Here is a 13387-nt window from a genome sequence, read left to right as displayed (position 1 = left end):
ATGGAAAAAATAATCCAAGGAGTCCGAATCTTAAATGAAGAAGGACAACTTCAAAATGCAGACGTAAGGATTAAAGGTACTAAAATTTCCGAGATCGGTGCGGACCTGCAAACTGGAGACGCCGAAATCATTGCAGGTAACGGCCTGTTCCTCTCTCCGGGATTCATCGATGTGCACGTCCATTTGCGGGAGCCGGGCGGTGAACATAAAGAAACGATTGCGAGCGGGACATTGGCAGCTGCCAAAGGCGGATACACGACGGTTTGCTCCATGCCGAATACCCGCCCGGTACCGGACACAAAAGAAAATTTGGAACTCGTCAATGAGTTGATTGCCAAAAATGCTTTGATTCGGGTATTGCCGTACGCCTCCATTACGATTCGAGAAGCAGGGAAAGAACGGACTAATTTGGCCGAATTAAAAGAACACGGCGCGTTCGCCTTCACAGATGATGGAGTAGGTGTCCAACAGGCAGGCATGATGTACGAAGCAATGCAGGACGCAGCTAAAATCGGAATGGCAATTGTGGCCCATTGTGAAGACAATACACTGATTTACGGTGGGGCAATGCACGAAGGGAAGCGTAATAAGGAACTGGGTCTTCCAGGCATTCCATCCATTGCGGAATCCGTACATATCGCTCGTGACATCCTACTTGCCGAGGCGGCAGGAGCCCACTATCACGTCTGCCATGTCAGTACAAAAGAATCCGTTCGGACAATCCGCGATGCCAAAAAAGCGGGGATCCATGTAACGGCGGAAGTGAGTCCGCACCATTTGCTCTTATGTGAAGATGATATCCCAGGAGATGACGCAGACTGGAAAATGAATCCGCCCCTTCGTGGAAAAGAGGATTTGCTAGCATTGCGCGAAGGCTTGCTAGATGGGACGATCGATTGCATTGCGACTGATCATGCTCCGCATACGGCGGAAGAAAAAAGTGTCGGCATGGAAAAAGCGCCTTTCGGCATCACCGGTTTTGAAACGGCATTCCCACTTCTTTATACAAACTTTGTTAAGGAAGGAAAATGGACGCTGCAGCAACTGATTAATTGGATGACAGCAAAACCAGCTGAAGTGTTCGGACTGCCTTACGGAAAGCTGGAAGTCGGCGCCCAAGCAGACCTGGTTTTGATTGATTTGGAAAAAGTACAGGAAATTGACCGTACTACGTTCCTATCCAAAGGAAAAAATACACCGTTCGATGGCCAAAAATGTACTGGTTGGCCGGTTAAAACGATTTATGGCGGAAAAGTCGTCTGGGAGGATGTTCAATGATGAAAAAACGATTACTCATTTTAGAAGATGGCTCCATTTTTGAAGGGTTTGCCTTTGGTTCCGAGGAAGCTTCCATCGGGGAAACAACTTTCTCCACAGGTATGACAGGATACCAGGAAGTGATCTCCAACCCATCTGCATGCGGACAGATTGTTGTCATGACGTATCCATTGATCGGTAATTATGGCATAAATCGCGATGACTATGAATCGATTGATTTGGCCATTAACGGACTTGTCGTACGGGAGCTAGCGGAGGAGCCTTCCAACTTCCGAAGCAGCATGACGTTGAATGAACTACTATCCATCAAAGGGATTCCGGGAATTCAAGGAATCGATACGCGCAAATTAACTCGCCTCCTTCGTGAAAAGGGAACATTAAAAGGAATCTTGACAGCGGCGGGGGAAGAACCGAATGTCGAGGAAAAACTTGCGGAAGTGAAGGCATACACGTTACCGACCGACCTCGTCGCACAAGTGTCCACGAAAAAGTCTTATCCGAGCCCGGGACGCGGCAAACGGGTCGTCCTAATCGACTATGGCATGAAACACGGTATTCTGCGTGAATTGAATAACAAAGACTGCGATGTTGTCGTAGTCCCTTACAATACATCGTCCAAAGAAATAATGGCTCTTAGCCCGGATGGCATCGTCCTTTCCAACGGCCCTGGTAACCCGGAGGACGTTGCAGGTGCGGTTGATATTATCAAGGAATTGCTTGGAAAAGCTCCTATTTTCGGTATCGGTTTGGGACATCAACTGTTCGCTCTGGCTTGCGGAGCTAAAACGATGAAGTTGAAAAATGGCCACAATGGCGGCAATCACCCGGTCAAAGAGCTGGCTACCGGCCGTACCGAATTGACGTCCCAATGTCATGGCTATGCGGTGGATGAAGCATCGCTTACAGGGACAGGTCTGGAAGTGACGCATATCGCACTGAATGATGGCTCTATTGAAGGGTTGAAAAATGATCAATACAAAGCGTTCACCGTTCAGTTCCATCCGGAAGCATCACCAGGTCCGGAAGACTCAATTCATTTGTTCGAAAGATTTACCGATTTCATAAAATCAAGCAACGGGAAGGAGCATACCAATGCCTAAACGTCAAGATATTGAAACAATTCTCGTCATCGGGTCCGGTCCGATCGTCATCGGCCAAGCAGCAGAATTCGACTATGCCGGAACGCAAGCCTGCCTTTCATTAAAAGAGGAGGGCTACCGTGTCATCCTGATCAACTCGAACCCGGCTACGATCATGACCGACACGGAAATTGCGGATAAAGTATATATCGAACCAATTTCACTGGAGTTTGTCAGCCGCATCATCCGTAAAGAGCGTCCGGACGCTCTATTGCCGACACTCGGCGGTCAGACTGGCCTGAATATGGCGATTGAACTGCATGAATCAGGAATCTTGGATGAATTGGATGTTGAAATCCTAGGTACAAAACTAGACGCGATCCATCAAGCCGAAGACCGCGACCTTTTCCGTACGTTGATGAATGAATTAGGTGAACCTGTTCCTGAAAGTGATATTATCCACAACATCGATGAAGCCCGCGCATTTGTGGCGAGAATCGGTTATCCGGTCATCGTCCGCCCTGCCTTCACGCTTGGCGGAACAGGCGGCGGAATTTGCTATAACGACGACGATCTGGAGGAAATTGTCGCAAGCGGGTTGAAATATAGCCCGGTTACGCAATGTCTACTCGAAAAATCGATTGCCGGCTTCAAGGAAATTGAATATGAAGTAATGCGCGACTCCGCGGATAATGCCATTGTCGTCTGTAATATGGAAAACGTGGACGCCGTTGGTATTCATACAGGAGATTCCATCGTCGCGGCTCCATGTCAAACATTGACCGACCGAGAAAATCAAATGTTACGGAATGTATCTTTGAAAATCATCCGTGCGTTGAAAATCGAAGGCGGCTGTAACGTCCAGCTGGCACTAGACCCGCATAGCTTCGATTACTATATTATCGAAGTGAATCCGCGAGTGAGCCGTTCCTCTGCCCTTGCTTCAAAAGCGACCGGTTATCCGATTGCTAAGCTAGCGGCGAAAATCGCGGTTGGCTTGACACTCGATGAGATGATGAATCCGGTGACGGGCACAACGTACGCATGTTTCGAGCCGACACTCGACTATATCGTAACGAAAATTCCTCGCTGGCCATTTGATAAATTCGAATCGGCAAAACGGAATCTTGGTACGCAAATGAAAGCGACCGGGGAAGTCATGGCGATCGGCCGCACGTTCGAAGAATCCATCCTAAAAGCAGTCCGCTCCCTGGAAACAGGCCAATTCGGGCTGTCATTGAAAAATGGCGCCGAAATGACGGATGAATGGATCGAGCAACGGATCCGTCGTGCAGGCGACGAGCGTCTGTTCTTTATCGGAGAAGCGCTGCGCAGAGGGGTAACGGTCGAAACGCTTCATGACTGGAGCATGATTGACTTGTTCTTCCTACGGAAACTGGAGAATATCGTCAAATATGAGACGATATTGAACGAAAATCCATTCGATAAAGCTACTTTGTATAAGGCGAAACGAATGGGCTTCGCAGATGTTACAATCGCTGAATTATGGAATACGGATGAGCGGTCGGTTTACGACTTCCGCAAAGAGCAAGGCATCGTCCCTGTCTATAAAAAAGTCGATACGTGCGCTGGGGAATTTGAATCTGATACACCTTACTTCTACGGAACATATGAAGAGGAGAACGAATCCATCCAATCTGAGAAGAAGAGTGTCCTTGTTCTCGGTTCCGGTCCGATCCGCATTGGGCAAGGTGTCGAGTTCGACTATGCAACGGTGCACTCGGTATGGGCGATTCAACAAGCGGGTTACGAAGCGATTATCATCAACAATAATCCGGAGACTGTATCAACGGACTTCTCAATATCCGATAAATTATACTTTGAACCGTTGACGATTGAAGATGTCATGCACATCATCGACTTGGAGCAGCCCGAAGGTGTCATCGTCCAATTCGGTGGTCAAACGGCCATCAATTTGGCAGCCGGTTTGGAAGCACGCGGCGTGAAAATCTTGGGAACTTCTTTAGAAGACATCGACCGTGCGGAAAACCGCGATAAATTTGAGCGTGCCCTGCATGAAATCGGCATTCCGCAACCACTTGGAAAAACAGCTGTTTCGGTACCGGAAGCAGTCATAATTGCCAATAAAATCGGCTACCCGGTTCTTGTTCGTCCATCTTATGTACTTGGCGGCCGTGCGATGGAAATCGTCTATCGTGAAGAGGAACTGCTACACTATATGGAGCATGCGGTAGATGCCAGCCCGGAACATCCTGTATTAATTGACCGTTACTTGACAGGTACTGAGATCGAAGTCGATGCGATCAGTGATGGCAAGAATGTCGTCATCCCGGGCATCATGGAGCATATTGAACGGGCAGGCGTCCACTCGGGAGACTCCATCGCCGTATTCCCTCCGCAAAACTTGACGGAGCGTCAAGCGGAAACATTGGTGGACTACACAACTCGATTGGCTCGTGGATTGAATATCATCGGATTACTCAATATCCAGTACGTCATTTCGGAAGGCGAAGTGTATGTCATCGAAGTGAACCCGCGTTCCAGCCGGACAGTGCCATTCTTGAGTAAAATCACTAATATCCCGATGGCCAATGTGGCAACAAAAGCCATCCTGGGTGAATCCATTGCGGATCAAGGCTACGAGAACGGCTTGGCTCCTGCACCTGAAGGCGTATATGTGAAAGTACCTGTCTTCTCTTTCGCGAAACTGCGCCGAGTCGATATTACACTCGGACCTGAGATGAAATCGACCGGGGAAGTCATGGGGAAAGACACGACGCTTGAAAAAGCATTGTATAAAGGACTGGTCGCGGCAGGCATGGAAATCAAAGGCCATGGTTCGGTATTAATGACAGTCGCGGATAAGGATAAAGAAGAAACGATCAGCCTAGCAAAACGATTCCGAAATATCGGCTACCATATTTTAGCGACGGAAGGTACAGCTAAAGCATTGAAAGAAGCCGGTATTAAAGTAGAAACTGTCGAGAAAATCGGTTCAGAAGGTCCGGATTTGCTCGATGTCATCCAAAAAGGAGAAGCGCAGTTCATCATCAATACGTTGACAAAAGGGAAGCAGCCGGAACGTGATGGATTCCGGATCCGCCGAGAAGCGGTGGAAAACGGCGTTCCATGCTTCACTTCCTTGGATACTGCTGATGCGACACTTCAAGTAATTGAATCGATGACGTTTCAAATGGAGGAAATGCCGAAGCAGGAGGTGTCGGTATGATCATTCAAGATCGGATGGCAGTTACAAGCCAGCGGCAATTGGCACAAGCTATTTTTGAATTAAAACTATCAGGAAAATTGGTCGGGGAAATTACTTCCCCCGGCCAGTTTGTCCATGTCCGTGTAGCGGATTCATTCGAACCGTTGCTGCGGCGACCGATTTCCATCGCTTCCATTGACCGCGATGCGGGGGAAATGACACTCATATACCGTGCTGAAGGAAGAGGGACTTCATTGCTATCACAGAAACGTGAAGGAGATGAGGTCGATGTACTCGGTCCGCTCGGCAACGGTTTTTCTGTGGATGAAACAGCTGCGGGAGAAACGGCAATCTTGATCGGCGGAGGGATCGGAGTGCCGCCGCTATACGAATTATCGAAGCAATTGACAGCAAAAGGCGTGACATGCGTCCATGTGCTCGGATTCCAAACTGCCGATGTCGTATTTTATGAAGAAGAATTCAAAGCGCTCGGTGATACGCATATTGTCACAGTGGACGGCACGAGAGGAACGCAAGGTTTTGTAACGAATGTCATGACCGGGCTTCCAACGGACTTTGCGACGTACTACAGTTGCGGGCCGATGCCGATGTTGGATGCGGTTCAGAAAATGTATGCCGGCAAAAAAGGGTTCCTATCCTTCGAACAAAGGATGGGTTGCGGAATCGGTGCGTGTTTTGCATGCGTATGTCAAACGACGGAAGAGACCGACAAAGCATACATCAAAGTATGCTCGGACGGTCCAGTCTTCCCGGCAGGGGTGGTGGCGATATGAACAGATTATCAGTGGAGCTGCCAGGCGTGCAGTTGAAAAATCCGATCATGCCGGCTTCCGGTTGCTTTGGATTCGGAAAAGAGTATGGCCAACTATATGACCTGTCATTGCTTGGCGCGATTATGATCAAAGCGACGACATTGGAAACGAGATTCGGAAACCCGACTCCTCGCGTTGCGGAAACAGCAGCCGGCATGCTGAATGCCATCGGTTTGCAAAACCCGGGTTTGCACGGGGTCATGGAAAATGAACTGCCGTGGTTGGAACAGTTCGATGTGCCGATCATTGCCAATGTGGCAGGAACGGAAACGGCGGACTACGTTGAAGTGGCGAAAACCATTTCAACCGCGCCGAATGTCAAAGCGCTTGAGTTGAATATTTCTTGTCCGAATGTGAAATGCGGTGGCATCACATTCGGTACGGATCCGCAACAGGCTCACGATCTGACGGCTGCGGTGAAAGAAGTATCCGAAGTTCCGGTTTATGTAAAACTGTCTCCGAATGTTACAGATGTCAAGGAAATTGCGCTGGCAGTGGAAGCAGGCGGAGCCGATGCTATCACAATGATCAACACCCTCGTCGGCATGCGGTTGGATCAGAAGACAGGCCGACCGATCATCGCGAACTTGACGGGAGGACTTTCCGGTCCAGCGGTGAAACCGGTCGCCATCCGGATGGTGTACGAAGTGAGCCAGGTCGTCAACATTCCGATCATCGGCATGGGCGGCGTGGCGGAAGTAGATGATGTCATTGATTTCCTATCGGCTGGCGCAAGCGCCGTAGCAGTTGGCACAGCCAACTTTGTCAATCCGTTCGTCTGTCCGGAAATCATCGATCAATTGCCTGCGAAGCTGGATGAACTTGGCGTTGACCATATTTCGGAACTCGTGGGAAGGAGTCACCGTCTATGAAAACATCCCCGATCATCGCCCTTGATTTTGATTCCGCCGAAAAGACTTTTGAGTTCTTAAAAAGCTTTGAGGGAAATCTCAATGTAAAAGTGGGCATGGAGCTTTATTACAAAGAAGGTCCCCCGATCGTGGCTATATTAAAGGAAGCGGGCTATGATGTGTTCCTCGACTTAAAACTGCATGACATCCCAAACACTGTTATGTCGGCGATGGCCGTGCTCGCGGGGATGGGAGTCGATCTTGTCAACGTTCATGCGGCCGGCGGGAAGCGGATGATGGAGGCCGCTCTGGAAGGGCTTGATAAAGGAACACCGGCAGGATTGAAACGCCCATCGCTCATTGCGGTTACACAGCTGACGTCAACCGATGAACGCCAAGTGCGGGAAGAGCAACTGATTCAGGTACCGCTTCAAGATTCAGTACTTCACTATGCTCAGTTGACGAAAGAGTCCGGATTGGAGGGCGTCGTTTGCTCGGTCCATGAAGCGGCGGCCATTGCGGATGTTTGTGGCAACTCATTTTACAAGGTGACACCGGGTATTCGGATGGCCGATGGTGGACAGCATGATCAGAAACGAATTGCAACACCGGACGAAGCAAGAAAGTCAGGCTCGACGCATATCGTCGTCGGACGGGCCATTACGGGTGCAACCGATCCGCGTGCGGCTTATGAACGCGTCAATGCTTTATGGAAAGGGACGGATTGACATATGGACAAGAAAGAAATAGCGAAAATTTTATTGAACGTCGGAGCAGTTGCATTAAGTCCGGACGATCCATTTACGTGGGCTTCGGGAATCAAGTCCCCCATCTATTGTGATAATCGGTTGACGATGTCTGATCCGGTTGGCCGGAAAAAAATTGCAGAAGGCCTTGCCAACCTCGTGCGTGAACACTACCCGGAAACGACAGTCATCGCCGGGACGGCGACAGCCGGTATCCCGCATGCCGCTTGGGTCGCCGATATTTTAGGATTGCCTATGGTCTATATCCGTTCGAAGGCAAAAGGCCATGGCCGCAGCCGACAAATCGAAGGGAAAATCGCGGACACGGACAAAGCGATCATCATTGAAGATTTGATCTCCACTGGGGGCAGCAGCTTGAATGCAGCCGAAGCCCTGCGTTCAGAAGGTATTGAAGTGACGGGAATCGTATCAATTTTCACGTACGAACTGCAGAAGGCGGATGAAGCATTTGCAACTGCAGGATTAACGTATAATAGCTTGACAGATTTCGGCGCGTTAACAGAAGCTGCGTCGGAAAATGGTGCCATCAGTGAGGGTTCGATTGGAGAATTGCTGGAGTGGCATGGGAAATTGAAACAGGGATTATTGTAAAATAGAGTAAGCCATTTCGTCCGGTGAATAACTGGACGGAATGGCTTTTTATTTGTTCAGAGAAGGTATAAGAGATAGTTATATGCTTATTGAAAAACCTAATTTTACATCTTTCAGAATATAACCTATTATTAGTTTTAATTAAATATTCAAATAAAAAACCGGGAAATACTTTCGGGATAACGGAGGGTGTACATGGTGATTACAAAAGTGAGGACGGCGAAAATGGTTCAATATACCAATCCCATTTTCAATCAAATGTCGGAAGAGGAGATAAAAGACCATCAGCTGGTTCTTTTACAAAAACAACTTAAATATGCCTATCGAAATTCAATTTTTTATCGGAAGAAATTTGACGAAATTGGAATGCGGCCGGAGGATATTCGTACATTTGACGATTATTTCAGGCTACCTATATTCCTGAATAAAACAATCGAAAGAGAAATTCAACAAGAATCCATGGATCATTACGGTCATCCATTCGGAACGCATCTATGCAGCTCACCCGACGAAATCGTGTTCACAGGAACGACGAGTGGAACTTCCGGAAATCCGACATTCACTTACACGTTTACAGAGGCAGACATTCAATTTTTGAATCGCTACATCGCCCATATGTTGGAATATGGCGGGATCCACGCGGGTGAGCGTTTACTATTTAGTCATGCTTTAGGGATATATGCAACCTCATCTATATTATGGGGAATCCGATCGCAAGGTGTTTTACCAATTGATGTAGATGTAAGGGCCGGAAGCAAGATGATATTGAAATATGCAGAAATGACAAGACCATCATCAGCCATGATGACCCCTTCTTTAGCAGAGCACTTAATTGAGAAAGCTCCCGAACTAATCGGAATGAATGTAGGCGATCTCGGTTTGAAGGCAATTTTTACAGTAGGAGAAATTGGTGTAGGTGTTCCGAAGATCAAGAAAAAAATAGAGGATGCGTACGGTTGCCGTATCTATGACTATTTAGGAGAATTAGGCTTCTCCTGTGATTCGGATGAATATCATGGCATTCACTGTGTTGCGCCAGATTTAAGTCTCTTCCCTAACGATTTAATTGACCCGGAAACTAAGCAACCTATTGAAATCTATGATGGTGTCATTGGTGAATTGATCACTACTGAATTTAATTTACAAGCATTGCCTAGAATCCGTTATTCATCTGGAGACATCGTCCAAGTCTTTACAAAAGAATGTCCCGGATGTGGGTTCAAAGGGAGAAGGATTAAATTTATTGGGCGTTCAGATGACATGCTCATTATTAAAGGAGCGAATGTCTATCCGTCCGCTATTAAAAGAGTAATATCAAATTTCATTCCGGAAATAACAGGTGAATTAAGAATCGTTTTAAATAATCCACCACCTCGAGTTGTACCGCCTCTTTTAATCAAGCTAGAGCATGGAGGAAAAGGAGATGACGCAAAATTGGCGGATTTAGAAAAAAGAATTAAACAAACTCTTCATTCCGAATTAAGGGTAACGCCTGAAATCATTTGGTGTGAACCAGGCACTCTAGAGAAAGCGCTTACAAAAACACCTATCTTCGAAAAGAACTATTAAGATTTACTAGTTATTAAAAGCACCATAATCACAAAAGGAGGAAAGAATATTGATAGTCGACTGTTCTAATACCTTACCAGAGTTCCAATTTGAGGCATCTTCAGAAATTAATCCGAAAAATGAAGAGTATAGAAAGTTGTTCGGAGAACGTTGGGCAAGATTGGCGGGTTGGTCGAAGGAAGAGTTTTTAAAAAAGGTGGAAGCCCAACCCGCTGAAGTCGTCATGCAGGAAGTCTACTCCAAGCTGGAAACGGATTATTCGATGGATAAATTTTTACAGATGCTTAGCGATGCCAATGTAGCGTATCATGCGATTCATAATATGGATTATGGGAGGGAGGGTTCAGAGCCACCGGTCGATCACGATTACATTGCAGAAATAATAAAAAAACATCCGGATCGGTTTATTGCTTATGCCGGTTTTAATCCATATAAAGGAACTGAAAGCTTAAAAGTAGTTCGGAAAGCTTTGACTGAACAAGGATACAAAGCGGTTGTAATCCCTCCTTATGAACATGGATTAAAAGCCGACGACCGAAGGTATTATCCGTTGTACGCGCTATGTGAAGAATTGGATATTCCTATTTGGATCCATACTTCGATCAACTATTATAGAGAAACCTCAGTTTTTATAGACCACCCTTCTAATTTGGAGGCGCCTCTCATGGATTTTAAAAATCTGAAGATCATTGCGGGGCATGGAGGATGGCCGTGGATCCCGGATATGATTGCAATGCTATTGAAATATAAAAACCTGCATGTAGATACTTCTGCATTCCGTCCACGTTATATCGCGGAACCCAATACCGGTTGGGATATGTTCTTACACTATGCCAATAGCTTAATCCAAGACCAAATCGTATTTGGATCAGATTGGCTGACACTAGGTATTCCAATCCAGGAATATATTGAAGAAGTCGAGCAATGGCCATTAAAAGAAGCTGTAAGGGAAAAGTTTTATTGGAAGAACGCCAATAGACTTTTCAAACTAGGCATGGAAACAAAGGAATTTAGCTTAACCACAAAAACTATCTAGGAGGAATAATAATGGAAAATATCACTAGTAAAGAACAATACTCGGAGTTAATCGGAAATAAGAAAGCAACTGTCCTTTTTTTCTCAGCAGATTGGTGTTCAGATTGCCGGTTCATCGATACCTTTATAGATGAAATTGTGGATAAAAATCAAAGCGACTTTGAATTTTATAAAGTGAATCCAGACACACAAAAAGAAGTATGTGAAGCGGCCAATGTGATGGGCATTCCAAGTTTCGTTGCCTATCGGGAAGGTAAAACGATCGCTGAAATGATCGGTAATGAGGGAAGGACGAAGGAAGAGATTGAAAGGTTTCTTGAGGGGGCCAAAGCGAAAATCTAATAGACTCTAATTATCTAATAAGGAAAACAAGTAAGAAAATCGTTGAAACGGAAGGATATTTCCGTGGGCAATGACTTTATCTCAGGGCCAAGCGCCTTTGCCAAACGGCAGGATAGTGTTGCCCTTCAACGATTTTTTGGCAATAAAAGTAGTGGCTTGGTATTTAATCCACATTTCTTTGAGTATATAAAGAATGAATAATGGAGGGGAAATAATGAGACATACATTAAAATTTCTGGCTCTTTTGTTATCAATCTTATTTTTACTTATTGCCTGCAGTAATGAGGAAGCTTCAACAACCGGGACCGATGATAAGAAAAATTCAGCAGGGAAGGAAACAACTTTGGTCTTTGGTAGAGGGGCGGATAGTTATACATTGGATCCCCAAGACTCAAATGAAATTGAAACGTGGTTGGTCACAAAAAATATATATGAAACACTGGTAGAGTACGAAAAAGAAACGACCAATATCGTTCCGAAGTTAGCCAAAGAGTGGCATGTATCGGAAGACGGAAGGACATGGACCTTTACGCTCCAAGAAGGTGTTAAGTTTCACGACGGGACTGACTTTAATGCGGATGCAGTTGTTTTTAACTTTGAACGAATGATGGACAAAGAAAATCCGAATCGACATGGTGCATCTTTTTCAGTGTATCGTGGTATGTTCAACGGTTTTAAAGGGGAAGGTAGCTCGATTGAGGAGATTAAAGCAATTGATGAACATACTGTAGAATTTACATTAGCTGAACCCCAAGCAACATTTCTATCCAATTTGGGAATGCATGCTTTTGGTATAATCAGTCCGGAAGCATTAGTGAAATATGGAGAAGAAATCAACGTCAATCCTGTCGGGACGGGCCCATTTAAGTTTGTATCTTGGAATCCAAATGACTCTATTACGGTAGTTAAAAATGAAGAGTATTGGATAGCAGATCTACCTAAATTGGACAAGATTATTTACAAAGTCATTCCTGACAATTCTGCCCGATTAACGGCCTTGAAGAATGGTGAACTGGATATTATGGTCAGTTTAAACCCATCTGATTTGAGTTCTGTTGAATCGGACAGCAACTTAAGAGTGCTTCTCCGTCCCCCATTAAATGTTGGTTATCTTTCCATTAATAATTTAAAGGCACCTTTGGATAATCCAAAAGTCCGTCAGGCAATTAGTCATGCGGTAGACAAAAAAGGAATTGCCGATGCCTACTTCTATGGCCTGGCTGAACCGGTAAAGAATGTCTTACCATCTGCTAGTTGGGCTTATAATGATGATATTGAAGGGTACGATTATGATTTGGATAAAGCAAAAGCTCTATTGGAAGAAGCCGGTTATCCAGATGGATTTGACCTTGAATTTTCCGTAACTTCCAATTCACGTATTTATATGCAGCAACCGACCAAAATGGTGGAAGCTATGAAAGCCAGTTTCGAAAAGATTGGAATAAATGTAAAAGTTGTCACTTTAGAATGGCCCACATATCTCGAACAAATCAGAAATGGAGACCATTCTATCGGCTTGATCGGATGGGTTGGTGATAATGGAGATCCTGATAATTTTCTATACTCTTTGTTTAGTAAGAATAATGCGGTGAAAGGTTCTGCACAAAATCATACATTCTATATGAATGACGAAGTGAGCGATTTATTGATGCAGGCCAAGAGTGTCATTGATCAAGAAGAACGTACAAAAATTTATAAAAAGGTACAAGAATTGGTTTTTAAAGATGCTCCGTCTGTTCCTTTAGTGGAAGTAAGTGAAGCTGTGGTGACTGGATCATACGTAAAAGGCTATTTCCCACACCCGACAGGTGCTGAAAATATGGCTGAAGTTACAATCGAACAATAGAATTAC

At 45.6% G+C, this 13387-nt stretch carries 11 protein-coding genes; all 11 read left to right on the top strand.

The window, feature by feature from the left end; genetic code table 11:
- Window positions 1–1278: a dihydroorotase gene (locus AB1K83_RS01685; protein WP_413056412.1), complete on the top strand. Its 1278-nt coding sequence runs from the start codon at window positions 1–3 to the stop codon at window positions 1276–1278.
- Window positions 1278–2378 (top strand): carbamoyl phosphate synthase small subunit, encoded by a 1101-nt coding sequence (locus tag AB1K83_RS01680; protein ID WP_413056603.1) that lies wholly within the window; start codon window positions 1278–1280, stop codon window positions 2376–2378. The genes AB1K83_RS01685 and AB1K83_RS01680 overlap by 1 nt, the downstream gene beginning before the upstream one ends.
- On the top strand, window positions 2371–5568 hold the full coding sequence (gene carB, locus AB1K83_RS01675) for a carbamoyl-phosphate synthase large subunit (RefSeq protein ID WP_413056411.1): 3198 nt from the start codon (window positions 2371–2373) through the stop codon (window positions 5566–5568). Before AB1K83_RS01680 ends, carB begins: the two co-directional genes overlap by 8 nt.
- On the top strand, window positions 5565–6341 hold the full coding sequence (locus AB1K83_RS01670) for a dihydroorotate dehydrogenase electron transfer subunit (RefSeq protein ID WP_413056410.1): 777 nt from the start codon (window positions 5565–5567) through the stop codon (window positions 6339–6341). The genes carB and AB1K83_RS01670 overlap by 4 nt, the downstream gene beginning before the upstream one ends.
- Window positions 6338–7252, top strand: a complete 915-nt coding sequence (locus tag AB1K83_RS01665) for a dihydroorotate dehydrogenase (protein WP_413056409.1) — start codon at window positions 6338–6340, stop codon at window positions 7250–7252. The genes AB1K83_RS01670 and AB1K83_RS01665 overlap by 4 nt, the downstream gene beginning before the upstream one ends.
- Window positions 7249–7959: an orotidine-5'-phosphate decarboxylase gene (gene pyrF, locus AB1K83_RS01660; protein WP_413056408.1), complete on the top strand. Its 711-nt coding sequence runs from the start codon at window positions 7249–7251 to the stop codon at window positions 7957–7959. The genes AB1K83_RS01665 and pyrF overlap by 4 nt, the downstream gene beginning before the upstream one ends.
- Before the next feature lie 3 nt (window positions 7960–7962).
- Entirely contained in the window at window positions 7963–8589 is a 627-nt protein-coding gene (gene pyrE, locus AB1K83_RS01655; protein WP_413056407.1) for an orotate phosphoribosyltransferase, read from the top strand.
- A gap of 195 nt (window positions 8590–8784) precedes the next feature.
- Entirely contained in the window at window positions 8785–10158 is a 1374-nt protein-coding gene (locus AB1K83_RS01650) for a phenylacetate--CoA ligase family protein (RefSeq protein WP_413056406.1), read from the top strand.
- Between the two features lie 49 nt (window positions 10159–10207).
- A complete protein-coding gene (locus tag AB1K83_RS01645; protein WP_413056405.1) occupies window positions 10208–11194 on the top strand; it encodes an amidohydrolase family protein in 987 nt (328 codons plus the stop codon).
- Between the two features lie 11 nt (window positions 11195–11205).
- A complete protein-coding gene (locus AB1K83_RS01640) occupies window positions 11206–11535 on the top strand; it encodes a thioredoxin family protein (RefSeq protein WP_413056404.1) in 330 nt (109 codons plus the stop codon).
- 214 nt (window positions 11536–11749) lie between these two features.
- Window positions 11750–13381: an ABC transporter substrate-binding protein gene (locus tag AB1K83_RS01635; protein ID WP_413056403.1), complete on the top strand. Its 1632-nt coding sequence runs from the start codon at window positions 11750–11752 to the stop codon at window positions 13379–13381.
- The last annotated feature ends 6 nt before the right edge of the window (window positions 13382–13387 follow it).

The sequence above is a fragment of the Sporosarcina sp. 179-K 3D1 HS genome (assembly GCF_047228905.1).
Classification (GTDB): Bacteria; Bacillota; Bacilli; order Bacillales_A; family Planococcaceae; genus Sporosarcina.
The sequence above is the reverse complement of the archived record's forward strand: the minus strand, read 5'-3'. Positions and strand labels throughout refer to the sequence as shown.

Bases quoted from the DNA above. Each gene is read 5' to 3' on its own strand.
- AB1K83_RS01685 (WP_413056412.1), top strand. From the start codon at position 1: ATGGAAAAAATAATCCAAGGAGTCCGAATCTTAAATGAAGAAGGACAA.
- AB1K83_RS01680 (WP_413056603.1), top strand. From the start codon at position 1,278: ATGAAAAAACGATTACTCATTTTAGAAGATGGCTCCATTTTTGAAGGG.
- carB (WP_413056411.1), top strand. From the start codon at position 2,371: ATGCCTAAACGTCAAGATATTGAAACAATTCTCGTCATCGGGTCCGGT.
- AB1K83_RS01670 (WP_413056410.1), top strand. From the start codon at position 5,565: ATGATCATTCAAGATCGGATGGCAGTTACAAGCCAGCGGCAATTGGCA.
- AB1K83_RS01665 (WP_413056409.1), top strand. From the start codon at position 6,338: ATGAACAGATTATCAGTGGAGCTGCCAGGCGTGCAGTTGAAAAATCCG.
- pyrF (WP_413056408.1), top strand. From the start codon at position 7,249: ATGAAAACATCCCCGATCATCGCCCTTGATTTTGATTCCGCCGAAAAG.
- pyrE (WP_413056407.1), top strand. From the start codon at position 7,963: ATGGACAAGAAAGAAATAGCGAAAATTTTATTGAACGTCGGAGCAGTT.
- AB1K83_RS01650 (WP_413056406.1), top strand. From the start codon at position 8,785: ATGGTGATTACAAAAGTGAGGACGGCGAAAATGGTTCAATATACCAAT.
- AB1K83_RS01640 (WP_413056404.1), top strand. From the start codon at position 11,206: ATGGAAAATATCACTAGTAAAGAACAATACTCGGAGTTAATCGGAAAT.
- AB1K83_RS01635 (WP_413056403.1), top strand. From the start codon at position 11,750: ATGAGACATACATTAAAATTTCTGGCTCTTTTGTTATCAATCTTATTT.